We start from the raw sequence: 18,951 nt of genomic DNA, 5'->3' as shown, positions 1-18,951 counted from the left end.
ACGGCTCTCTATCGTGGGGCTATTGCGGGGGAGCGGAGCCGCGCATAACGCGAATCATGTTGACCCTGAGGTCAAACCATTGGTCGCAGTTGGACTTGTAATCCTGCTGACTCCAGGCGACGAACCCGTCAGGATCTGCTTCGCGCTGGGCCTTCATCTGGTCGACCTTGATGGCCTGTAGCGTGTCGAATAGCGAAAGCGCTTCCAGTTGCCTCTGTTCCACAAGGCCCTGGGTTAGAAGGATGAGCCCTGTTAGGCGCCATCCGCGTTCCATGCCTTCAAACGCCTTGGCGCTATCTTCCATGCCTTGCCGCTTGGCCAGTAAAGCCGCGTAGGCAAACGTTGCGCTACACCGAGCGAATGCCTCCCCGGCCTGGTAGAACTGAGCCGGCGTCTGGGGCGGCGGGGCGGTTGCATTAGGTGGCTGGGCTTGTGCACCACTAGCGCCGAGCAAGAGCGCAAGCGTCAGAGTGGCCCTCATGCAGCGCGGACTCGTTTTGCCGCTACGGCATGAATTTGGGTGAGGAAGTTGTCTTGTTCCTCGTATGACAGGTTCCTCCAGAGATCCAGGAGCGAGTTTGGCTCTGCTGGCAGAAGTTCAATCCAGTGCACGTTCAGCGCTCTGGCGGCTTGCTGGAGGAAATCCTGCGTCCAGTTCTGCTGACCCTTCTCGATGCGCCCGATGGTCACACCAGTCATCTCCGTCAGCTCGCCCAAGCGTTCCTGGCTCATGTCTAGCCGCTTGCGCGCCTCCCGCAGTCGCAGCGGAAGCGGCTTGTTCTTCGGCTTTCCAGGCTTGTTCCCCATGCCCACAAAGCTAACGCCGACGCGAAATGTGGTCTCTAACACGGCATGTTGATTGTTCTTGCGCATCAACCAACACCGGGTGTAGGTTTAGGTATGGACCTCGAAAAATGGCTCAAAGAGACGCGCACGACGAAGGTCGCCCTCGGCCGCAAGGTTGGGGTGAGCGGCGAACACATTGGACGTCTCGCCAAGGGTGAGGACTGCGTGTCGCTGTCTCTGGCCCTTGCTATCCACCGTGAAACTGGCGTGAAAGTTGGCGTCCTCGCCCGCGCGTCCGATCGAGACGTGAAGGCAGTTGCTCGCGTCGTTGGCCAAGGCCGCGCCGCATGACCTATGTCAGCGGCTCCTTGCACTTGATCGGGCACAGGCCGCATCGGACGCGCAACATTGAGCGAGCCTCGGCATCGAGCTTGCGCAGGGGGGACCACGGGATTCCGCAGGTCTGAGGCAAACGCCTCGTCCATTTTCCGCATGATCTTGCGGCATTTCCGTGACCCGCGCGGAACGATGGCTTGTACCCCACGCTCGAACATCAAGAACACGGTATGCGTGTCGTACATGGCTTTCCCCACCCTTATCGTTGAGCGCTACCTTAAGGTTAAGCTCATGCGTAAGTGGTTGTGGCCGAATGTCGCAGAACGCCGATCTCTCCCCGCAATGGGGAAATGACAGCGATGTCCGGGGCATCACGAAACAATTCCAACACCAAGGCCGCGCCCTCCCTCGGCCCTGGTCTGCGCGACGGTGGAGATCCCCCCTCCGAGTTCTGTCGCGCATGGCGCGCTGGCTTCACCGCTGGCGCGCCGCCCACTTTCCATGACGAAAGGGGAGAAGGCCCGCCAGCCCGCTCCCCGTTGTTCTCGTCAGTCTGTTTATTCACTTTGGGTCGAGACCCTCAACGAGCCGGATAACGGCTTCGATCCGCTCTTTTCTCCCCGCAAGGAAAGCCGTGGCCCAAGCCTTGGCGCCTTCTCGGCTCGATTCGTACTCTTCTTCAATCGTACCGTGGATCGCGTGGATAGCTTCGATGAAGTCCTCATCCGCCGCGAACATGCTCATCTCCCTGTTTCAAACTCCCTCGCTGGGAGCCCGTGAACAATGAGGGCTTTGAGCGTGGAAATCCGACAACCCGTAGTGGGTTTTCAACACAACAGGACGGTTGACAAAGCGACGCGGGATGCGCTCGCCGAATTTGTCAGGACGAAATGGCCGATTGGCGCGGCCAAGTGTGCAGCTCGTGAATGGGACCTGTCCCTAGACGAAGCCAAAGGCGTTCTCGCTGGCCGCACGTCAATAGCGACGCTCGACCGCATCTGGAAACACAAGAACGGTGGCTGGTCCGTACTGCTCCCTGTGATGGGTGCGGTGATTGGCGAGACAGCTGACCAGTTCATTGAGAAACAAAGGGATCGCCATGCCGAACTGGCTGAGCGCCACCGCACGATGGGCCGCAATCTGCGCGCTAATCTTGCTTCAATCGGTCACTTGGACCTTTAGCGCGGGTCTGATGTTCGTGGGTGGCTGGGCAGAGGAACAGGTTCAAGAACTTCGCGATCGCCGCTGGCTGATCCCGGCGTTGATGGTGTCCGTCGCCATCTGGGCGATGATCATCTGGGGCTTCGTGTCGGCCTGGAAGGCGGTGTTCTAGTGGCCCAGCTTCTGAACAATACCAAGACGACCCCGCACCGAGAAACGCTCCTGGCGAAGATCCGATCCGTCATGCCCTATCTCTGGGCTTTGATGGTTGGCCCCGACCATAAGGCCCAAGAGCGCCTAGAGGCCGCGATAATCCGCGCCCGTGCCCTGAAGGATCTCCACGCCGCCCAGGAGCGCAGAGACACCCGCAAGCAGCACGAGAAGGCCAAGGACGCAGTCAGGGCCACGTGCAAGGCCCTGGAGGTCGGCGCGTGATCGCCGTCAGCCTTCCATATCCTCCGTCCGCTAACCGCCTATGGCGCGCGGTCAAGGGGCGCAACATCAAGAGCGCCGCCTATCGCGAGTGGGAGGGGAGGGCGCTGGTAGCTATCGCCCAGCAACGCCCTGGCCACATCGACGGGCCGTACAGCATCCACATCGAGGCAACCCGGCCAGACCGGCGCCGCCGCGACCTAGGAAACCTCGAAAAGCCCCTCTCCGACGCGCTCGTATCGGCTGGCGTGGTCCGCGACGACTGCGAAGCCGTCCGCATCCTTGTCGAGTGGGCTCCAGGTGAGCCCTCCAAAGACGCCGTTGTTCACATTGAAATCCATGGACAGAAATCATGACCATGCAGGACACGGCCAGGCGGCCGGTAAGTGTGTCGCACCTGTTTTTCCCGCTCCCTGACCCAGACCGGATCGCCAAGTCCGAGGCCCGCCTGACGGCCTTGGAGCGCAAGGCGCTAACGCCGCGCCTCATCGGCAACACAGCAAAGGAGCAAGGTCGGAACCGGCTCCTATCAGTGCTGGAGGCTGTTTGTGATGGTTTCACCAGTGGCGCCACGATCTCGGCGCACATCGATCTAACCGTCCGCAGGACCATGGACTACGCCAACGAGGCCCATGACGCGGAACTTCTGACGAAGACCGCAATGCACAAGATCGGAGGCGGCAAGACCTACCGGTTCGTCCTGACAGAAAAGGGACGCGCCGTTTTGGCTGCTGAGAAGGGCGCGAAGGCGGAATGAGCCTCACCGCTAGCGCCATTCGGCTCCTAGCCGCTAAAGGGCTATCCGCCGAAGAGATCGCGGACGTCGCCGAAGCGAACGCGTCTGAAGGTCAGGCTAAACGGTCCAAGGCGGCCGAGAGAACCGCCCGTTGGCGAGATCGTAAGAACGCCGAAACCGTCACTGTGACGTCACAGAACGTCACAGACAACGAGACCGAAAACCGTCACCGTGACGTCACCGAACGTCACACTGTGACGCCTCTCGCGCGCGTAAGAGATAATATAACTAACTCAGTAGATAGACCTAACCTAACTACACTGCACAACGCGGACGTTCGCCCGGTTTCCGGTGATGACGTTGAGTGGCCGCCGGTAAGCCCGCCAGAGCGCCGCTACCTGGATCGCCTCGAAGGGCTGCTGCGCCATGTCGGCGGCAATGCGCTCAACCAGACCGCACCGAACCTGATGGTTCTGGCGCCAATCCTGGCACTCGGATCGGCTGGAAGCGGGCCGATCTGCGACCTGTACGCCGACATCATCCCGACGATCGCCGCGAGGTGCGCCAAGGCTAGGCCGAACTCAATCACCCAGTGGGGATATTTCACCGAGGCCATCCGTGAGGCGCGAGACCGCCGCCTAGCCGGAGCCCCAGCAACCCAGGAAATCCGCCATGAACGCCCTAACGCCCAGTCCGCAAAGTTCGAACGCCGCCAAGCAGCCCATGCCGACGATTTCGCCGGGTCTGAACTCGCTGTTGACCTTAGAGCCGAACGCCGAGCGCGCTATCTCTGAGATTGCTAAGACGCCGTCCATGCTGGCTGAGGCGAAGGTAGCTCTACCGAGTTTGCGGGCCATGGCTGACAATGGCGGCCGGCGAAGAGGGTGTTCGGCGCGTCATCGGCAGTCGCCGTGCGTTGTTCCCCCAGCCGGAACGGACGAAGGCAGAGTCCGCCGCGTGGTGGGCTGATTACTTTGACGCGCTGGCAGAGCTACCCGAGGGCGCCATTGAGGCCGCTATGCAGGCTTGGGTGAAGATGCCTGAGGCCGAATTCATGCCCAAGCCTGGCAAGCTGCTGGAGTTGGCCAAGACCACGCCCAACCGATCGATCAAGGCCTACGAACGGTGCAAGGCCGCGGTTGAATACCAGCCAGCACAATCGGGAGAAAAGATCCCCCGTGAAGCGCTGGCGCAGATGATCCAGCCGCTTACCGCCAAGGTCCGCCAACCACCCACCCAGGACGACAAGGACCGCGTACGCCGCCAGATGCGCGAGTACATTGAGCAGGACGAAGCGCGGAAGGCCAAGGCGAAGACAGCCCAGATGCCGAGACCAGATGTTTCCGGGCCGGTTGACGAGAGCGGCATCACGCCGAGCCTTCGGGCCTTGGTCGAGCGCCAGCGTGGTGCGTCATGAGCGCAGAGCTGATCCGCCAGGTTTCCACCGAGAGCGCACACCTTGCTCAGCGCATGGCCGTCGCCCTCCTAGCTGCGACGACGCCAGCGGCGCCCATTGAGTACCGCCTAGCCAGCATGACCAAGGCCTTCGCTACGTGGCCAGCGCTGTGTCGGAGCATGGCGGTTCTGGAGGACTACGCGCCGTCGACATCAAACGCCGGCCGCGACATCGACGACGCCAAGATCGAATGCCTATCGGACTTCAACAATCGCAGGAAGGATGCAGCATGAGCGAGAACGTCGTCAGCATCGGCAAAGCCTCCATCGTCAGCGAGCGCCGAGAAGCGTTCCTCCAGGCGGTCGCCCAGACCTTTGAGCGCTATGTCTCCAAGTACGGATATGAGCCAGACGCCATCGTCTACATCATGAATGGAACACACCAGCCGTCGCTTATCGGCTGGGACATCCAGGGGCAATCGCAGGGTGGCGCGGTTAGCGTGCTGGCCCTGGCCGGCGCTCACGTCATGGCTGAAGCTCAGAATGGGAGGCAGGGTCTATAGCATCCTCTGGAAAACCCAAGCGAAACAGTCTAGATAGGCACTACAGTCGTCACCTGGGGGAAAACGGGAGAAGGCTAGGGGATACGGGCATTGTCAGCTCGCTTCATAAACGGATGTCCGGTCTCGCTGCATAAGGTGGCGTTTGAGGGGTACCTTGGCCTTGGGCCGGGATCTTCTGAGGTTCTGGTGATCCTGTTCGACAGAGCAGGGGAACCGATCAGCGCCCGCGATCTGTGTAAGCAGGTCTCGACTCACCGGCCGCTCCAGATGCAGGCCCTATACGAGCGCATCCGCGTTCTCAGGGAGGCCATGGACACCGAGGCTCTCGACTCCGACCAGGGCTGCTACTTCCTGACGGACGTTGGCATGGCGGAGTGTCACCGCGCCCTTGCCGAGATGGCTAAGGCGATGACAGGGGGAAGCCAGCCGATCGCCCATCAGCCCCGGCGCCCACGATCGCCCAAGGTCAGCCGGCTACAGCTCTCATTCCTGGACGCGCTCCTCCCTGAGGCCCATGCAGCCTGAGGCATAATCATCAGGTCTTCTAGGTTCCGTCGATCGCCCGCCAACGTCAAAGGCTGCTGGGCGATCACCGCGTGCGGAGACTTCGTGGCTGAAGGACGGACAGGCCACGCCCCACAAGTTTAGCCCGCGTCATAGCGCTCAGGCCCATACCGACAGGTGAGCGACAACAACGGCGAGGATGCGAAAGTCAAAGGGTGGGCGGGCGAAACGGTTAGTGCCACCCCAATCCTCGCAAGTCGGACCCCGCGCCAAACTGAGGCGCACAACCAGGCCCTATGATCAATCAGGGACCAACAGACACAATCATCATGACGGGGCGACCCAGCAGCTTCAAACCCGAGTACGTGGAGCAGGCGCGCAAGCTAGCCCAACTCGGAGCAACAGACCGTGAGGCGGCCGACTTCTTCGAGGTGGCTGAGTTTACGCTGTACCTTTGGAAGCATACGCATCCTGAGTTTTCGGAGGCCCTAAAGGTAGGCAAGGACGCTGCTGACGCTCGGGTCGAGCAAAGCCTGTACCGGCGAGCCCTGGGTTACACGCACGACGCCCAGAAGATCCACGTAGCCAGCGATGGCGGGATCACACAGGTTCCCTATACCGAGCACTATCCGCCCGACACCACGGCGGCGATCTTCTGGCTGAAGAACCGCAAGCGTGACGAGTGGCGCGACATCAAGGCGGTAGAGGCCAGCGGTCCGAACGGCGGGGCTATCGAGGTGCGCGACGTGTCTGACCTAGCGGCGCTGCCGAAAGAGAAGCGCCAGGCGATCAGGGAGGCCCTGAAAGGCGCGCTGGGCGAAGTGAGTGAGCGATAGCCTGGCCGACGCCATCCTGGCCAACCCCAAGGCCGCCTGGCACGCCCTGAACTGCGCAGACGCCCGCGATAGCCTCCACGACTTTTGCGGGATGATCGAAATCCCAGGCGCTCCGGTCGAGGATGACCCGGACGAGGATCGCTCTTTTTGCGGCATAAAGCGCCCGCAAGCCGCTCACCATAAGCTACTGAACGACAAGCTTGAGGCGGTGGAGCGCGGCGAGACCAAGCGGCTTATGGTGTTCATGCCGCCCGGTAGCGCAAAGAGCACCTATGCGAGCGTAGTGTTCCCAACGTGGTTCATGGGCCGCAAGAAGCGCCGCAACGTCATCGTGGCGACCTACGCGTCTGACCTGGCCAGAAAGATCGGCCGGCGCATGCGGTCTATCGTCAAGCAGCCGGTGTTCCGAGATATCTTCGGCACGGGCTTGAGCGCTGAGAGTAGCGCGGCCGATGAATGGGCGCTGGACAACGGCAATGAGTTCATGGGCGGCGGCATCCTGTCGGGCATCACCGGCAACCGCGCCGATGGAATCGTGATTGATGACCCGATCAAAGGGCGCCAGGACGCCGATAGCCAGACGATCCGCGATCGGACCAGGGCTGAGTACGAGGACAGCATCAAGACCCGTCTCAAGCCAGGCGGATGGATCGTGCTTATCCAGACCCGGTGGCATGCAGACGATTTGGCGGGCTCGCTGCTGCCGAAGGACTACGACGGCCAGAGCGGACCTGTCCTATGTCGCGACGGCGAGGTGTGGGAGGTGCTTTGCATCCCCGCTCAAGCCAACCGCAACGATGACCCGCTAGGCCGCAAGCCGGGTGAAATGCTCTGGTCTGAGTGGTTCACGCCTGACCACTGGAACGGCTTCCGTGCCAACAAGCGCACGTGGTCCGCGCTGTTCCAGCAAAGCCCCAGCCCGGACGATGGGACCTTCTTCCTCCGCGCCGACTTCCGCCGTTTCCGGCTGGGCGACGAGCCCCGAAACCTCAAGAAGTACATCACCACGGACCACGCGCCGACTGACGGAGTGGACAGCGACCCCAACGTAGCCAGGGTGTGGGGTCTTACGCCGACGAAGGATATCTACCTCCTGGACGGCTTCAATCACACCGCCCGCATGGACAAGACGGCCCAGCGGATCATTGATCTGATCAAGAAGCACGAGCCGTTCGCGTGGTTTCCCGAGGACGACAACAACTACAAGACCGCAGCCCCGTTCATCGAGAAGATGATGAAGGACCAGGGCGTGTTCACCAGGATCGCCCCGATAAGCCCCCACGGCCAGGACAAGGCGGCCAAGGCGCAGAGCTTCCAGGGCATGGCGGCCATGGGCTGCGTCTGGGTTCCCGAAGGGCCTGAGGGCGACGCGTTCATTGACGAGCTGATCAAGTTCCCGGCCGGCGCACATGATGAGGAAGTGGACTGCGCTGGCATTATCGGCCGCGCTATCGCCATGGCTCACCCGGCGTTGGCGCCAGATCCGCCGCCGAAACCTCCTGAGGAGCCCAAGGGCGTCATGCAGATGACCATGAACCAGCTTCTGGAGCAGATTGACCGGCAGAGTGGGGGAAGCGAGCGGGTGTAACGGTGTCGTTATGTCACCGCTCTTGAGGTAGTGCCACATTGGCGTATAATGGCGCTCTATGACGGGTAAACAGCTTCGGACGTGGCGCAAACGCATGAAGATGGCGGGGACAGAGGCGGCGACGGCGCTGGGCGTGTCGAAGCGGACATACATCCGCTGGGAGGCGACCGAGAGCGAGTTGCCACGCTACGTAGCCCTAGCCTGTGCTGCTATCTCAATGGGTATTCCGGAGGTGCGAGGGTGAGCGAGAAGCTTACGCTAGAGCGCTTCATGGACGAAATCGGAACGCCGATGGCTCTCCGCTTGGCCGAACTACCGGATACGCCGGAAGGACGCGAGCAGCTTCGCAAGCACCTACGCGACGGAACGCTAACGCCAGGAGAGCAAAAGCGACAAGACGCCATTGCTCGTAAATGGCGTGGCCAAAACATTCCGGAGATCAAGGGATGAGCGACAAGCCAGCCGACAAGGAGCCCACCTTTGTCACCCTCGGTGAGGTTGAGGAGGCGCTGAAGTTCAAATTTCACACCATCCTCTATGGCGACGACAACCCATACGTCGAGCGCCGCACGCCTGAGCAAATCGCCCGTGAGCCGGGGTTTTACTGGGTCAAGTTCGACGGCGAATGGTCCGTTGATCAGTGGACAGGGCGCGAATGGCTTATGGTCGGTTCGGAGGAAACGACTAGCGCCGACGTTGGTGAGATCGGACCGCGTGTGGAACCTCCGCAATGACCCACTGGCTACCAATAGAGAGCGCTCCTAGGGATGGGTCGCTTGTGCTGCTCTGGTCTCCCCTTGGTGGAAGCGCCATAGCGCCAAGTCTACCATCCGCCGAGCTAAGTCAGGCGGCTAGAGTGGCGCTGTACGAGGCTACTGGAGAGTGGCCAAACGTCGGTTGGAATCCCACCCACTGGATGCCCCTACCAGATCCCCCGGTGAAAGGCTGAGATGATGAGCGAACCGATCTATCAGTGGGCACCGCTCGAATGGCCCGACCCCATGCAAGATCTGCGCGACAAGGCGGCGTCCGGGGACAAGATTGCAGCGCTCGTTTGTGAGCGCGTGGACAAGGCGGTTGAAGCGGTAATCGCTGACGTCAAGCCGAAGTGGGAAGCGCTGTTGATGGAAGACGCCCTCAAGAACATAGCGGATGGGAAGTGATGAACTTGACCGACGTCCACGACGAAAGCTGCGAGACGCACCGTCATCCAGACTGCGACTGCAATTGCACGTGGAAGGTTCGCAAGTCTATCAGCATCATGACGGGGCACGAGGTGGTTCTGAAAAAGGACACCATCGGTCAAGCCATAGACGCCCTGAACGCTGGCGTCGCCATGGTCAACGCGGCGAGTGAGCGGATGCAGGCGCTCGGGCTTCGGCCGCATATTAGCGTCAACGGGTGCGACTACGGCGACAAGATCAGCGTGCGTCTGGATGGTGATCTAGCGTAGGCCTGAGGCCACTTAACCACCCACTATTCTATGCTCATGGACCAGAGCCAATACCTCGCCGCCGCCCTGCGCCAGATGAGCCAGGGACCGGCCTCGCCGCAGCAGCAAGCGCCGATGCAACCCTACGGCCAGCAACAGGGCCAAGACCCCAACGCGCGCCCGTCGATCGGCGACAACCTGCAACAGGCCTGGCAGAACGCCCAAGGCGCACCGCAGCGGGCTCAGCAAAGCATCATGGGCTTGGGGCAGCTTTTCAAAGGCTAAGCGCGCTCCCCTGAGAACGCCTCCGCATCACCGATACTGACTGTGCAGGGAGCAAGTCAGGTTTCGCATGCGAGAGCGCTACGTCTATCGGGAAGGCCTTGGGGTCGTGAACGTCTTGGACCTCGATCCAGTCGAGGAAAGCAAGCGTTCGGCTCTGGCCGCTCCGATGATCATTTCCGACAACATGGCGCCTGTTCGGTCCATGGCTGACGGGAAGGTCTACGACAGCAAGTCCTCGTATGAGCGCGGCGTTCGCGACAAGGGTTGCCGGATCGTCGGCAATGACCGTCTCGAAAGCTCGACGACCCAAGTCCCTCGCGTTGGCCACGACATCAAGCGGGCCATTGAACAGTTGAAAGCTGGCTGAGGGGCCGACGCATGACCGAGATGAGCCTTCGGGATACACTGACCGCCGCGATGAAGGGTTCTGAGGAGACGCCGGCCCCGGCTGACGTCATCCAGGTCGCACCGGAACCGGCGCCAGCGCCCGAACCGCAAGACACCGAGATCAAGGACGAGCCCACGACCGGCGCGAGAGAACGCGACGAGACGGGAAAGTTCAAGGCCGTTGGCGAAAAGCCAGTGGCCGAACCCATTTCCGAGCCCGTGACGGCGGCGGAAGCGAACCCTCAACCGGAAACCCCGGCTGAGCCCATTCGTGTCCCGCCTTCGTTGCCCGCCGCCTTGAAGGCCAAGTTCGCCGAGTTGTCGCCTGAGTGGAGGGAAGCCTTCCACAAGCGCGACGAGGACGTGAACTCGGCCAAGGCCCAGTGGGAAGCGAAAGCCCAACGGCTCAACCGCTATGACGAGATCCTGGCGCCTCATAAGGACGCTTGGGCCGTGCAAGGCCTGGATGACCACCAGGCTATCGCGCGTCTGGTCGCTGCTGAGAAGGTCCTCAGAGAGACCCCCGCCCAAGGCATCCTCTATCTGGCGCAATCGTATGGCGTCGACCTTCGATCGCTCGTTGGCCAAGCCGGCCAGGCCCAACCGCAGGCGCAAGCCCCGGTCGCCGATCCGGTGATTAGCCAGCTTCAATCGACGGTCCAGACCCTGCAAGAACGCCTTGAGCAGCAATCGCAGTCCGCTTCTCAGGCCAGCCTCGCACAGGCACAAGCCACGATCACCCAATTCGCCAACGACCCGGCCAATCTCTACTTCGAGAACGTCAAGGATGACGTGGCCCTGTTGCTGGATTTCTGGACGGGCCAACACCCTGAAAGACGCCTACGAAATGGCGATCTGGGCGAACCCTGAAACGCGTCCACTCCTCGTCGCGCAAGCCGCGTCCGAGCGAGAGGCCGCTGCGCTGGCGAAGGCCAAGGAAGAGGCCGCGAAGGCGAAAGCCGCGCAAGCCAAGGCATCGAGCGGGTCTGTCACCGGAGCCCCAACCCCCGGCGCTGTGGCGCCCGCGGCTCCAAAGGGAAGCCTTCGAGAGGAACTTGAGGCGGCAATGGCTTCGGCCCGCGCCTAGTTCCTAGAAAGACAGGACTATCATGGCCAGCCCCGGCCTTTCTGAAATCGTCACCACCACCCTGCGTAACCGCACGGGCGTGCTGGCGGACAACATGTCGAAGAACAACGCGCTGCTCTATCGCTTGAGCAAGCGCGGCAAGGTGAAGCCGGTCTGCGGCGGTCGTACGATCGTCCAGGAACTGGAATACGCCGAAAACTCGACCTATCAGCGCTACAGCGGCTACGAGCTGCTGAACGTGTCGCCCTCGGACGTGATCAGCGCCGCTGAATACGACTGGAAGCAGGCCAGCGTCGCCGTCACCATCTCTGGCCTGGAGCAATACCAGAACAGCGGTGAAGAAGCGATCATCGACCTGCTGGAAAGCCGCATCAGCAACGCTGAAAAGACGATGCGCAACAACCTGTCGGCCGACATGTACTCGGACGGCACGGCTTCGTCGGGCAAGCAAGTCGGCGGCCTGCAACTGCTCGTGGCGGATGTTCCGACGTCGGGCACGGTGGGCGGCATCAACCGCGCGTCGTACTCGTTCTGGCGCAACCAGGCGTTCCAAGCGACCTCGGATGGCGGTTCGGCGGCTTCGGCCACGAACATCCAGCGCTACATGAACACGCTGTATCAGCGCACCACCCGTCAGACCGACAAGGTGGACCTGATCATCGCGGACACCAACTACTACAACTTCTATCTGAACAGCCTCCAAGCCATTCAGCGCATCACCAGCGACGAGATGGCCTCGGCCGGCTTCCAGAGCATCAAGTACATGGGCGCCGACGTCGTGTTTGACGGCGGCATCGGCGGCGGTTGCCCGTCGAACCACATGTACTTCCTGAACACGGACTACCTGATGTGGCGCCCGCACCGAGACCGCAACATGGTCCCGAGCGGCGACGTGCGCTCCATCAACCAGGACGCCTCGGTCAACCTCATCCTCTGGATGGGCAACATGACCGCGTCGAACTGCCAACTCCAGGGCGTGCTGTTCCAGACCTGACGCCGACATGAGGGCGGGCAATCCCGTCCGCCCTCAATCCTGCAAGAGAGGAGAGCCTTAGATGGCTTCGACTTCTTCGGTCGTTTACGCGACCACTCCGCTCGCCGGCATCGACCTGGACAGCAAGTCCTCGACCCCGGCGTTCAAGACGCTGACTTCCGTGACCGGCTCCGATGGCCGCAAGCATATCTATGCGCGCGCCTCGGAAGCCCTGGGCTCGGCGTCGACGATCACCGTCCGCACCACCAACGGTTCGGCGTCCTCGGACGCCGGTTCGGGTGGCTACGACTGCAACACGACCGGCGGCGTCGCTGCGGGTCAGTACTTCTGGGCGCGCCGCACTTCGCTCGCCTAACTCCAAAGCCGGAACGTCAGTCACGAGGCGTTCCGGCCCTCCTTCTTCTGAGGTGCGTCAATGGCCGATAGAACACCCGACCAGTTGACGGCGGCGACCGTCATCAACAACGACGACCTCATGATGGTCTATCCGACCGGAGGTCCCCTGAAGAAGATGGCCTGGTCGGTGATCCTCAACACGATCACGACGGCGCTGTCCTCGCTGTTTCTCACTCCGGCCGGCAACCTGGCCGGCATCAACAGCCCCTCGGCGGCGCGAGACAACATCGGCGCGGCGGCCAAGGACAACACGGTCCTGACGGGCGATCCCACGGCGCCTACGGCGGGCTCGGGCGATAACGACACGTCGATCGCCACGACAGCCTTTGTGCAGAACGCGGCCGGCGGATCGGCTTCTGTGAACGTGGCCGGGAGCGCCAACGTCACACTGACGGCTGCTCAAGCTGGCGCGAACACGGTGATCCTGACCGGAGCCCTGACCGGCAACATCAACGTCATTTTCCCGACCCAGGCCGACGCGTGGGTGGTCTCGAACCGCACGAGCGGGGCCTTCACGATCACGGCCAAGCACGCGGCAACGTCTGGCGTGCTGATTCCGCAGGGAAAGTCGCGCGGGATCTACAGCGACGGAACGACCGTGGACTACCAGCAGACCGACTATAACGACGTCAATCCGACCAAGACGGGGAAGGGCGCCTATCTGATCTATAACGACTCGGCGCTGATCGGAGGCAACATCACAGTCTCGACCTCGGCGGCTCCTGGCAGCGGGACCTATGCTGAGGGCGATATCTGGTTGCAGACCTCGTAATGGTGTTCAGCGTCCGAAAAGCTGGCCTGTGGGCTGCTGTGACGGCCTGGTCGTTGCGCCAGGGCGGGACGTGGAAGACCGTGCAGAAGGGGCATGTTCGCCAAGGCGGGGTGTGGAAGCAGTTCTACTCGACGAGTGCTCCGCCGCCGCCCCCTCCGCCGCCTCCTCCGCCTTCTATTTCCGTGAGCTTGGCCGACGAGGTAGCGATCTATTATCAAGGCACTGCGCCAACCTATAGCAACAGCTTCAGCTTGGGGCCGAGCGTAAGTGGCGGGACGCCCCCATATAGCTACTCGTGGAGTGGAGGTGGCGCCTTTATAACCGGCTTCACTCCGTACTCAGGAGGGGCCGGTTGTACGTTTAGATACACCTGCGGCCCGTATGGGCCTGGAACAGGCTCCTTGGTGGGTAACTTTAGCGTCACGGTGACCGACGCCCTCGGAAACACCGGAAGCGATAGCGGCATCGTCTATCAGACAGGCTAAGCGCGCCCCTGAGGGACTGTCATCACGCCGTATAATGCTCCCCAAGCTTACGGGAGCAAGCTTTTGACAATCAATCCTATGGAGGCGGCCGAAAAAGCCGCTGATGAAGTCCGCCGCATCGTGGCCAAGGCCATGTTCGACGCGCAAGCCGAGGACGGTGAGAGCTTCGACGACTTGACCGAAGAAGAGCAGGCGTCGTTCGACTTCCTGGCAGACGCGGCGATCAAGGGCTATCGCGCTCACCTTCACGAGCGTGGCTACAAGATCACGCCGCCTGGAGCATTCGTAGCCCCGTCCAGCGAGCAGGAAGCGCGGGCGATGCTGTCGGTGGCGACGAGCTACCTCCAGAAACCCAAGGGAAAGTCGAAGCTGATCGCGACGCCGGGGCTCATCGTGCCGGGGCGGATGCAATGAATTCAGAAATCGTCAAGATGCAAACTGAAGACGCCCGCGCCATTTTAGCGGAGACGTTAGACAAGCGTCGAGAAACCTTCCTGAAGAAAGGTCGGAGTGACTATCCGGAGGTGTCTGAAGACTGGCTGGCGGCGACTGCTGCGTCGGTAGCTGGCCTAGAACTTCATCCAGCGCTCAACGTGCTGGAGTTCGCAATTTGGGCTCTAGAGCATAAGCGCCGATGAGCATCCACTTCGTCATGGTGCGGGTCGGCAACCGATACGGCCCAGAATACGTCGCTATCCTGGCCGACATGATCGCCCGCAACGCCTCCAACCTGGAGGAGTTCGCGATCTGGTGCGTCACCGACCGTCCTAGGGATTTGCCTGAGGGCGTCGGCTATATCGCGGCTGACGAGAGCATACCGCCGAGCTGGTGGGCCAAGTGCCAACTGTTCTCGGATGACATGCCGTGGGAACCGGGCGACCGCGTTGTCTACTTCGACCTCGATGTGGCGATCACCGGCCGCCTGGAGGATCTGGTCGAGCATGACGGGATCATCAAGGACTGGCATTGGCCATGTTGGAACTCCTCGGTCATGTCCTGGCGGCATGGCGAGCACAAAGCCGTATGGGATGAACTGACTCCCGAGGTGATGGCGCGGCCATCAACTGATCTGGCGCCGTATCTGCCGAAGGGTCAGGTCAACGGCGGTGATCAGGAGCACATCACGCGGCTAGGCGGCTGGAAGACCTTCCCGGCCGCATGGTTCGTATCCTATCGCTCCGCCAAGGGCTGGCCGCCGAACGAGAGCAAGGCGGTGATCTTCCATGGAGATCCCAAGCCGCACGAGGTGACGACCGGCTGGGTTCCAAACGTTTGGAAGGTCGGCGGATACACCTCGCTACCGGTCATGGGCGGCGTCAATGTCACGCATGAGGCGCTGCTGGCCAACGTCCGCGAGGCGGTGAAGCGGGATTTGCCGTGGTTCACGGGCTTCGGTCCTCACAAGCGCGTCGCCTGCGTCGTGGGCGGGGCTCCGTCCGTCCGAGACGACATCGGCAAGATCCGATCCCAGCAAAAGCGCGGCGCTCGCATCGTCACGGTGAACAACACATGGCGGCTGATGGTCGAGAACGGGATCGTGCCCGACGTCCATGTGATGCTGGACGCTAGGCCGGAGAACGCCGCCTTCCTGAAGGATGCGCCCAAGTCGATCCGCTATTTCATCGCCAGCCAGTGCCATCCGGACGTGTTCGACGCCCTGAAGGATCACGATGTCGTCGTCTGGCACAACGGCTTCGGCGACAACGAGGCGCTGAGGGAAGTTCTGGCTCCGTGGTGGGATGAGGGGCCGAACCAACGGCCATGCATCCTCGTGCCCGGCGGCGGAACGGTTGGCCTGCGTTCGCTGTGGCTCTGCGCCTTCAGCGGCTTCAAGACCATCCACATGTACGGCTTCGACAGCTCGTATGAGGGAGAGCAGCACCACGCCTACGCCCAGCCGCTCAATGACGCCGATCGGGTCATGGAGGTGACGATGGGCGACAAGATCTATCGTGCTGCGCCGTGGATGGTCCGCCAATCCAGTGAGTTCAGGACCCACTACAGCGACCTGAAGCGCGAGGGCGTCACTCTGCACGCCCATGGCCGTGGCCTTCTACCTGACCTCTATCGCGCCATCCGAGAAGAGGAGAGGGCGGCGTGATCGAACAGAAGGATGGGTGGTTCTGGCCTTCTGAGGACATCCACGCCCGCCCCGTCATCATGCGCGACCGTGACTTGGCCATCGCGCACCTGATGCAACACGTCTTCGGCCGCGACTTGATCGTTCAGGCCGGCGCAAACATCGGCGCATACCCGATCGCCCTGGCCGACCACTTCCAATCGGTGATCACCGCCGAGCCCGACCCCGAGAACGCCGAGTGCCTGAAGCTGAACCTCAAGGCGCGGGACAGCCTCAAGCGCGTGACGGCCTTCTACGGCGCATTCGGGGAGGCGGAAGGGTCGTGCAAGGTGGTCGAGGTTGAGCCCCACAACTGCGGCGCCCATCGCATTGCGGCTGGCGGTTCAATCCCCATGACCACGATTGACAGCCTGAACCTTCCGAACTGCGACGCGATCTGGCTTGACTGCGAGGGCTCTGAACTCCTGGCGCTGCGGGGCGCGGTCCTGACGATCGACCGGTTTAGCCCTGTGATCGCTTGCGAGGAAAAGGGCCTCGGCAAGGCCTTCGGCATTCAGGACGGCGAGATAGGCCGGTTCCTCGGCTTCTACGGATACGAACAGGTCGACCAGATCGGCCGCGACAAGGTTTTCAGGAGAGCATGATGTTTGACGATGGGACGCCCGATTTCGACGCGGCGGCAGACAAGGGCGATAATGCCCGTCCGCGCTTCTACAGCAAGCCGGTGAAGAACAATTTCCGCTCCGAGAGTGAGGGGCGTCCGGTGTTCGAGGACAAGGAGTTCGTGGAAATCCTTGTTCCCGGCGACCGCAAGACTGTGGTCGACACGCTGGTCAAGGACGAACACAAGCGCCGCTGGCCGCGCGAATACGCTGCCTTCAAGGCCGGCCAGGAAGTCCCTGTCGAGGGAACGCCCCTGGAGGAGTGGCCGCAGATCACGCGTTCGCAGGTGGAGGAGCTGAAGTTCGCCCACATCCGGACGGTCGAGCAACTGGCGAGCCTGCCGGACGATCCCCGAACCGTTCGGTCTCCATGGGGGGCTTTGCGTTGCGCGAGAAGGCGCAGCGCTATCTGGAAGCGCTGAATGGCAACGCTCAGACCGAAGCGCTCGCGGCTGAGAGCGCCCGGAAGGATGAGATTATCGCTGAACAGAAGCGCCAATACGAAGCGCTGCTGGAACGCGTCGCCGCCATCGAGGCGCAGACCAAAGGGGTAACGGCATGACCGCACTCGAACGTACCGCTTTGCCGGTCCCTGGTCCGAAGTTCGAACGGATCGACGGCGAACTGATGTTCAAGTTCGTGATCGACGGCGGCTCGGTCATTGGTCCGCGTCCAGCGACCAAGAAGGACCAGGCCGAGCATGTGGGCGCCTGGCAAGAGTTCTGCGCTCTGGAGGGGGTTTCGGCCCTGGATCGCGACGGCGACGGCAAAGACGGCGGTTCGCTGCCGGCGTCGGACGTGCCGGGATTCACCCCTGCGCCCGATCCGGTCAATGAGCGCGACATGCTGCGCAAGGATCTGTCGATGCTTGGCGTCGAGTACGACAACCGCTGGGGCATCGCGCGCCTGAAGGCTGAAGTCGAAAAAGCCACGGCTCCGAAGGCCTGACACCCATGACCATGCTGTCGATCATCCAGGACGTGGCCGACCGAGTGGGCATACCGCGCCCGACATCGGTTACAAGTTCCACGGACCAGCAGATAAGACAGCTTTTCTCGCTGCTCAACGAGGAGGGCAGCGAGCTATCAAAGCGTGGCGATTGGCAGGGCCTTACCGCTGAGTGGACGTTCACCACGACGGAATCGACTATTCAGACAAACTCGCCGATCCCGCCAGATCTGGACCGTTTTATCTCGGATAGTTTCTTCAACCGCACCCAGGTACGCAAGCTCATCGGCCCGATCACGCCGCAAGAGTTTCAGCGTATTCAGGCCCAGCCGGTCTACAACAAGGTCTATCTGTCGTTTCGCGAGCGTCGCGGCCAGATCATGATTTCCCCTCCGCCACCGGACGGAAACCTGATCGCCTACGAGTACGTCAGCGCCTATTGGGCCGCTTCCAGCACTGGAACGGCCAAGGAAGCCTTCACGGCGGACGATGATACGACCTATCTGCCAGAAAACATCATGAAAATGGGCCTCCGTTGGCGCTGGAAGCACGCCAAGGGCCTGGACTATGCCGAGGACATGGACACGTACGAGCGTGCCGCCACGAAGGCGCTCGCCAACGACGGTGGGATGCGGGCTCTGGATGTCGCAGGCGATGAGATCCCCTACGCCCTTTGGGGAGCGAACATCCCAGAAACGGGATACGGCCGGTGAGCGATTATCAGGTCCCCATCCGCCAAAGTCCCGAGAACTTCCGCCGCAAGATGAACGCCATTCTCGCGGCGCTGAACGAGCGAACGACGGCTATTGAGAGCATGGTTCGTAGCGGGGCGGGGTCGCCGGAGGGAAACGTCGCCGCCCCCAAGGGAACTGCTTATCTGCGCTCTGACGGCGGGGCTAACACGACCCTGTACGTGAAGGAAAGCGGGACAGGCACGAGCGGTTGGGTGGCCAAATGAGGCGCGCGGTTGGTGGTGGGCGCCGCATCGCCTCTTCGCGGACGGTGCCGGCTCCGGTGGGTGGCTGGGATACCGAAAGCCCCCTGGCCAACATGCCCAAGCAGAACGCCATCATCCTGGACAAACTG

The 18,951-nt window shown here is 61.9% G+C and carries 36 protein-coding genes; 33 read left to right on the top strand and 3 right to left on the bottom strand.

Annotated elements, in window-relative coordinates; genetic code table 11:
• Nucleotides 1-19: 19 nt before the first annotated feature.
• Together ACHMW8_RS20420 and ACHMW8_RS20415 are read right to left on the bottom strand one after the other, a co-directional pair.
• Nucleotides 20-481 carry a hypothetical protein gene (locus ACHMW8_RS20420; protein WP_395443603.1) on the bottom strand — a complete coding sequence of 154 codons (462 nt, stop codon included), beginning with the start codon at nucleotides 479-481 and terminating at the stop codon, nucleotides 20-22.
• A complete protein-coding gene (locus ACHMW8_RS20415) occupies nucleotides 478-873 on the bottom strand; it encodes a helix-turn-helix domain-containing protein (protein WP_395443602.1) in 396 nt (131 codons plus the stop codon). The genes ACHMW8_RS20420 and ACHMW8_RS20415 overlap by 4 nt, the downstream gene beginning before the upstream one ends.
• A gap of 27 nt (nucleotides 874-900) precedes the next feature.
• Between ACHMW8_RS20415 and ACHMW8_RS20410 the strand changes: the two genes are divergently transcribed.
• Nucleotides 901-1,137, top strand: coding sequence for a hypothetical protein (locus ACHMW8_RS20410; protein WP_395443601.1), 237 nt, complete (start codon nucleotides 901-903; stop codon nucleotides 1,135-1,137).
• 546 nt (nucleotides 1,138-1,683) lie between these two features.
• On the opposite strand, the gene ACHMW8_RS20405 is transcribed toward ACHMW8_RS20410, so the two are convergent.
• The gene (locus tag ACHMW8_RS20405) at nucleotides 1,684-1,866 is read right to left on the bottom strand and encodes a hypothetical protein (protein WP_395443600.1); all 183 of its coding nucleotides are present in this window, start codon (nucleotides 1,864-1,866) and stop codon (nucleotides 1,684-1,686) included.
• Between the two features lie 48 nt (nucleotides 1,867-1,914).
• Here ACHMW8_RS20405 and ACHMW8_RS20400 point away from each other — a divergent pair, with 48 nt between their 5' ends.
• The 32 genes from ACHMW8_RS20400 to ACHMW8_RS20245 all read left to right on the top strand — a co-directional run bounded on the left by ACHMW8_RS20400 (nucleotide 1,915) and on the right by ACHMW8_RS20245 (nucleotide 18,823).
• Nucleotides 1,915-2,304 (top strand): hypothetical protein, encoded by a 390-nt coding sequence (locus ACHMW8_RS20400; protein WP_395443599.1) that lies wholly within the window; start codon nucleotides 1,915-1,917, stop codon nucleotides 2,302-2,304.
• Nucleotides 2,305-2,314: 10 nt separating this feature from the next.
• Complete coding sequence (locus ACHMW8_RS20395) at nucleotides 2,315-2,455, top strand: hypothetical protein (protein ID WP_395443598.1); 141 nt, start codon at nucleotides 2,315-2,317, stop codon at nucleotides 2,453-2,455.
• Nucleotides 2,455-2,718, top strand: a complete 264-nt coding sequence (locus ACHMW8_RS20390) for a hypothetical protein (RefSeq protein ID WP_395443597.1) — start codon at nucleotides 2,455-2,457, stop codon at nucleotides 2,716-2,718. Before ACHMW8_RS20395 ends, ACHMW8_RS20390 begins: the two co-directional genes overlap by 1 nt.
• The gene (locus ACHMW8_RS20385) at nucleotides 2,715-3,071 is read left to right on the top strand and encodes a RusA family crossover junction endodeoxyribonuclease (RefSeq protein WP_395443596.1); all 357 of its coding nucleotides are present in this window, start codon (nucleotides 2,715-2,717) and stop codon (nucleotides 3,069-3,071) included. Before ACHMW8_RS20390 ends, ACHMW8_RS20385 begins: the two co-directional genes overlap by 4 nt.
• On the top strand, nucleotides 3,068-3,472 hold the full coding sequence (locus ACHMW8_RS20380; protein WP_395443595.1) for a hypothetical protein: 405 nt from the start codon (nucleotides 3,068-3,070) through the stop codon (nucleotides 3,470-3,472). The genes ACHMW8_RS20385 and ACHMW8_RS20380 overlap by 4 nt, the downstream gene beginning before the upstream one ends.
• Nucleotides 3,469-4,245, top strand: coding sequence for a hypothetical protein (locus ACHMW8_RS20375; RefSeq protein ID WP_395443594.1), 777 nt, complete (start codon nucleotides 3,469-3,471; stop codon nucleotides 4,243-4,245). Before ACHMW8_RS20380 ends, ACHMW8_RS20375 begins: the two co-directional genes overlap by 4 nt.
• A 71-nt stretch (nucleotides 4,246-4,316) precedes the next feature.
• Complete coding sequence (locus tag ACHMW8_RS20370; RefSeq protein ID WP_395443593.1) at nucleotides 4,317-4,868, top strand: hypothetical protein; 552 nt, start codon at nucleotides 4,317-4,319, stop codon at nucleotides 4,866-4,868.
• On the top strand, nucleotides 4,865-5,140 hold the full coding sequence (locus ACHMW8_RS20365; RefSeq protein WP_395443592.1) for a hypothetical protein: 276 nt from the start codon (nucleotides 4,865-4,867) through the stop codon (nucleotides 5,138-5,140). The genes ACHMW8_RS20370 and ACHMW8_RS20365 overlap by 4 nt, the downstream gene beginning before the upstream one ends.
• On the top strand, nucleotides 5,137-5,409 hold the full coding sequence (locus ACHMW8_RS20360) for a hypothetical protein (protein WP_395443591.1): 273 nt from the start codon (nucleotides 5,137-5,139) through the stop codon (nucleotides 5,407-5,409). Before ACHMW8_RS20365 ends, ACHMW8_RS20360 begins: the two co-directional genes overlap by 4 nt.
• A 186-nt stretch (nucleotides 5,410-5,595) precedes the next feature.
• Entirely contained in the window at nucleotides 5,596-5,934 is a 339-nt protein-coding gene (locus tag ACHMW8_RS20355) for a hypothetical protein (protein ID WP_395443590.1), read from the top strand.
• A 275-nt stretch (nucleotides 5,935-6,209) separates the two neighbouring features.
• Nucleotides 6,210-6,749 (top strand): hypothetical protein, encoded by a 540-nt coding sequence (locus tag ACHMW8_RS20350; RefSeq protein ID WP_395443589.1) that lies wholly within the window; start codon nucleotides 6,210-6,212, stop codon nucleotides 6,747-6,749.
• Nucleotides 6,739-8,337, top strand: coding sequence for a phage terminase large subunit (gene terL, locus ACHMW8_RS20345; protein WP_395443588.1), 1,599 nt, complete (start codon nucleotides 6,739-6,741; stop codon nucleotides 8,335-8,337). The genes ACHMW8_RS20350 and terL overlap by 11 nt, the downstream gene beginning before the upstream one ends.
• 240 nt (nucleotides 8,338-8,577) lie before the next feature.
• Nucleotides 8,578-8,787, top strand: coding sequence for a hypothetical protein (locus ACHMW8_RS20340; protein ID WP_395443587.1), 210 nt, complete (start codon nucleotides 8,578-8,580; stop codon nucleotides 8,785-8,787).
• Nucleotides 8,784-9,071, top strand: a complete 288-nt coding sequence (locus tag ACHMW8_RS20335; protein ID WP_395443586.1) for a hypothetical protein — start codon at nucleotides 8,784-8,786, stop codon at nucleotides 9,069-9,071. The genes ACHMW8_RS20340 and ACHMW8_RS20335 overlap by 4 nt, the downstream gene beginning before the upstream one ends.
• Nucleotides 9,068-9,286 (top strand): DUF551 domain-containing protein, encoded by a 219-nt coding sequence (locus ACHMW8_RS20330; RefSeq protein WP_395443585.1) that lies wholly within the window; start codon nucleotides 9,068-9,070, stop codon nucleotides 9,284-9,286. The genes ACHMW8_RS20335 and ACHMW8_RS20330 overlap by 4 nt, the downstream gene beginning before the upstream one ends.
• Nucleotides 9,287-9,290: 4 nt before the next feature.
• Entirely contained in the window at nucleotides 9,291-9,500 is a 210-nt protein-coding gene (locus tag ACHMW8_RS20325; protein ID WP_395443584.1) for a hypothetical protein, read from the top strand.
• A 5-nt stretch (nucleotides 9,501-9,505) separates the two neighbouring features.
• A complete protein-coding gene (locus tag ACHMW8_RS20320; RefSeq protein WP_395443583.1) occupies nucleotides 9,506-9,790 on the top strand; it encodes a hypothetical protein in 285 nt (94 codons plus the stop codon).
• Between the two features lie 36 nt (nucleotides 9,791-9,826).
• Entirely contained in the window at nucleotides 9,827-10,054 is a 228-nt protein-coding gene (locus tag ACHMW8_RS20315; RefSeq protein WP_395443582.1) for a hypothetical protein, read from the top strand.
• A gap of 67 nt (nucleotides 10,055-10,121) precedes the next feature.
• The gene (locus tag ACHMW8_RS20310; RefSeq protein WP_395443581.1) at nucleotides 10,122-10,421 is read left to right on the top strand and encodes a hypothetical protein; all 300 of its coding nucleotides are present in this window, start codon (nucleotides 10,122-10,124) and stop codon (nucleotides 10,419-10,421) included.
• An 11-nt stretch (nucleotides 10,422-10,432) separates the two neighbouring features.
• Nucleotides 10,433-11,311: a hypothetical protein gene (locus ACHMW8_RS20305; RefSeq protein WP_395443580.1), complete on the top strand. Its 879-nt coding sequence runs from the start codon at nucleotides 10,433-10,435 to the stop codon at nucleotides 11,309-11,311.
• A gap of 239 nt (nucleotides 11,312-11,550) precedes the next feature.
• On the top strand, nucleotides 11,551-12,522 hold the full coding sequence (locus ACHMW8_RS20300) for a phage major capsid protein (RefSeq protein ID WP_395443579.1): 972 nt from the start codon (nucleotides 11,551-11,553) through the stop codon (nucleotides 12,520-12,522).
• Nucleotides 12,523-12,583: 61 nt separating this feature from the next.
• Nucleotides 12,584-12,877 carry a hypothetical protein gene (locus ACHMW8_RS20295; RefSeq protein WP_395443578.1) on the top strand — a complete coding sequence of 98 codons (294 nt, stop codon included), beginning with the start codon at nucleotides 12,584-12,586 and terminating at the stop codon, nucleotides 12,875-12,877.
• 60 nt (nucleotides 12,878-12,937) lie between these two features.
• Entirely contained in the window at nucleotides 12,938-13,690 is a 753-nt protein-coding gene (locus tag ACHMW8_RS20290; protein ID WP_395443577.1) for a hypothetical protein, read from the top strand.
• Between the two features lie 563 nt (nucleotides 13,691-14,253).
• Entirely contained in the window at nucleotides 14,254-14,589 is a 336-nt protein-coding gene (locus ACHMW8_RS20285) for a hypothetical protein (protein ID WP_395443576.1), read from the top strand.
• Nucleotides 14,586-14,813: a hypothetical protein gene (locus ACHMW8_RS20280; protein ID WP_395443575.1), complete on the top strand. Its 228-nt coding sequence runs from the start codon at nucleotides 14,586-14,588 to the stop codon at nucleotides 14,811-14,813. The genes ACHMW8_RS20285 and ACHMW8_RS20280 overlap by 4 nt, the downstream gene beginning before the upstream one ends.
• Complete coding sequence (locus ACHMW8_RS20275) at nucleotides 14,810-16,276, top strand: 6-hydroxymethylpterin diphosphokinase MptE-like protein (RefSeq protein WP_395443574.1); 1,467 nt, start codon at nucleotides 14,810-14,812, stop codon at nucleotides 16,274-16,276. The genes ACHMW8_RS20280 and ACHMW8_RS20275 overlap by 4 nt, the downstream gene beginning before the upstream one ends.
• Nucleotides 16,273-16,899 carry an FkbM family methyltransferase gene (locus tag ACHMW8_RS20270; protein ID WP_395443573.1) on the top strand — a complete coding sequence of 209 codons (627 nt, stop codon included), beginning with the start codon at nucleotides 16,273-16,275 and terminating at the stop codon, nucleotides 16,897-16,899. Before ACHMW8_RS20275 ends, ACHMW8_RS20270 begins: the two co-directional genes overlap by 4 nt.
• Nucleotides 16,896-17,339 (top strand): hypothetical protein, encoded by a 444-nt coding sequence (locus ACHMW8_RS20265; protein ID WP_395443572.1) that lies wholly within the window; start codon nucleotides 16,896-16,898, stop codon nucleotides 17,337-17,339. The genes ACHMW8_RS20270 and ACHMW8_RS20265 overlap by 4 nt, the downstream gene beginning before the upstream one ends.
• Nucleotides 17,303-17,479 carry a hypothetical protein gene (locus ACHMW8_RS20260; protein WP_395443571.1) on the top strand — a complete coding sequence of 59 codons (177 nt, stop codon included), beginning with the start codon at nucleotides 17,303-17,305 and terminating at the stop codon, nucleotides 17,477-17,479. The genes ACHMW8_RS20265 and ACHMW8_RS20260 overlap by 37 nt, the downstream gene beginning before the upstream one ends.
• The gene (locus ACHMW8_RS20255; protein ID WP_395443570.1) at nucleotides 17,476-17,865 is read left to right on the top strand and encodes a hypothetical protein; all 390 of its coding nucleotides are present in this window, start codon (nucleotides 17,476-17,478) and stop codon (nucleotides 17,863-17,865) included. The genes ACHMW8_RS20260 and ACHMW8_RS20255 overlap by 4 nt, the downstream gene beginning before the upstream one ends.
• A gap of 5 nt (nucleotides 17,866-17,870) precedes the next feature.
• The gene (locus ACHMW8_RS20250) at nucleotides 17,871-18,578 is read left to right on the top strand and encodes a hypothetical protein (RefSeq protein ID WP_395443569.1); all 708 of its coding nucleotides are present in this window, start codon (nucleotides 17,871-17,873) and stop codon (nucleotides 18,576-18,578) included.
• On the top strand, nucleotides 18,575-18,823 hold the full coding sequence (locus ACHMW8_RS20245) for a hypothetical protein (protein WP_395443568.1): 249 nt from the start codon (nucleotides 18,575-18,577) through the stop codon (nucleotides 18,821-18,823). The genes ACHMW8_RS20250 and ACHMW8_RS20245 overlap by 4 nt, the downstream gene beginning before the upstream one ends.
• Nucleotides 18,824-18,951: the final 128 nt, after the last annotated feature.

Origin of the sequence: Caulobacter sp. UC70_42, assembly GCF_044056025.1 — a bacterium.
GTDB lineage: Bacteria > Pseudomonadota > Alphaproteobacteria > Caulobacterales > Caulobacteraceae > Caulobacter.
This window is presented reverse-complemented; position numbering and strand designations above follow the sequence as displayed.

Coding starts and splice junctions, on each gene's coding strand:
- ACHMW8_RS20315 (WP_395443582.1), top strand. CDS start 9,827: ATGGACCAGAGCCAATACCTCGCCGCCGCCCTGCGCCAGATGAGCCAG.
- ACHMW8_RS20285 (WP_395443576.1), top strand. CDS start 14,254: ATGGAGGCGGCCGAAAAAGCCGCTGATGAAGTCCGCCGCATCGTGGCC.
- ACHMW8_RS20295 (WP_395443578.1), top strand. CDS start 12,584: ATGGCTTCGACTTCTTCGGTCGTTTACGCGACCACTCCGCTCGCCGGC.
- ACHMW8_RS20275 (WP_395443574.1), top strand. CDS start 14,810: ATGAGCATCCACTTCGTCATGGTGCGGGTCGGCAACCGATACGGCCCA.
- ACHMW8_RS20380 (WP_395443595.1), top strand. CDS start 3,068: ATGACCATGCAGGACACGGCCAGGCGGCCGGTAAGTGTGTCGCACCTG.
- ACHMW8_RS20290 (WP_395443577.1), top strand. CDS start 12,938: ATGGCCGATAGAACACCCGACCAGTTGACGGCGGCGACCGTCATCAAC.
- ACHMW8_RS20395 (WP_395443598.1), top strand. CDS start 2,315: ATGTTCGTGGGTGGCTGGGCAGAGGAACAGGTTCAAGAACTTCGCGAT.
- ACHMW8_RS20335 (WP_395443586.1), top strand. CDS start 8,784: ATGAGCGACAAGCCAGCCGACAAGGAGCCCACCTTTGTCACCCTCGGT.
- ACHMW8_RS20265 (WP_395443572.1), top strand. CDS start 16,896: ATGATGTTTGACGATGGGACGCCCGATTTCGACGCGGCGGCAGACAAG.
- ACHMW8_RS20420 (WP_395443603.1), bottom strand. CDS start 481: ATGAGGGCCACTCTGACGCTTGCGCTCTTGCTCGGCGCTAGTGGTGCA.
- ACHMW8_RS20410 (WP_395443601.1), top strand. CDS start 901: ATGGACCTCGAAAAATGGCTCAAAGAGACGCGCACGACGAAGGTCGCC.
- ACHMW8_RS20280 (WP_395443575.1), top strand. CDS start 14,586: ATGAATTCAGAAATCGTCAAGATGCAAACTGAAGACGCCCGCGCCATT.
- ACHMW8_RS20330 (WP_395443585.1), top strand. CDS start 9,068: ATGACCCACTGGCTACCAATAGAGAGCGCTCCTAGGGATGGGTCGCTT.
- ACHMW8_RS20375 (WP_395443594.1), top strand. CDS start 3,469: ATGAGCCTCACCGCTAGCGCCATTCGGCTCCTAGCCGCTAAAGGGCTA.
- ACHMW8_RS20305 (WP_395443580.1), top strand. CDS start 10,433: ATGACCGAGATGAGCCTTCGGGATACACTGACCGCCGCGATGAAGGGT.
- ACHMW8_RS20360 (WP_395443591.1), top strand. CDS start 5,137: ATGAGCGAGAACGTCGTCAGCATCGGCAAAGCCTCCATCGTCAGCGAG.
- ACHMW8_RS20300 (WP_395443579.1), top strand. CDS start 11,551: ATGGCCAGCCCCGGCCTTTCTGAAATCGTCACCACCACCCTGCGTAAC.
- ACHMW8_RS20370 (WP_395443593.1), top strand. CDS start 4,317: ATGGCGGCCGGCGAAGAGGGTGTTCGGCGCGTCATCGGCAGTCGCCGT.
- ACHMW8_RS20350 (WP_395443589.1), top strand. CDS start 6,210: ATGATCAATCAGGGACCAACAGACACAATCATCATGACGGGGCGACCC.
- ACHMW8_RS20250 (WP_395443569.1), top strand. CDS start 17,871: ATGACCATGCTGTCGATCATCCAGGACGTGGCCGACCGAGTGGGCATA.
- ACHMW8_RS20325 (WP_395443584.1), top strand. CDS start 9,291: ATGAGCGAACCGATCTATCAGTGGGCACCGCTCGAATGGCCCGACCCC.
- ACHMW8_RS20255 (WP_395443570.1), top strand. CDS start 17,476: ATGACCGCACTCGAACGTACCGCTTTGCCGGTCCCTGGTCCGAAGTTC.
- ACHMW8_RS20405 (WP_395443600.1), bottom strand. CDS start 1,866: ATGAGCATGTTCGCGGCGGATGAGGACTTCATCGAAGCTATCCACGCG.
- ACHMW8_RS20310 (WP_395443581.1), top strand. CDS start 10,122: ATGCGAGAGCGCTACGTCTATCGGGAAGGCCTTGGGGTCGTGAACGTC.
- ACHMW8_RS20365 (WP_395443592.1), top strand. CDS start 4,865: ATGAGCGCAGAGCTGATCCGCCAGGTTTCCACCGAGAGCGCACACCTT.
- ACHMW8_RS20415 (WP_395443602.1), bottom strand. CDS start 873: ATGCGCAAGAACAATCAACATGCCGTGTTAGAGACCACATTTCGCGTC.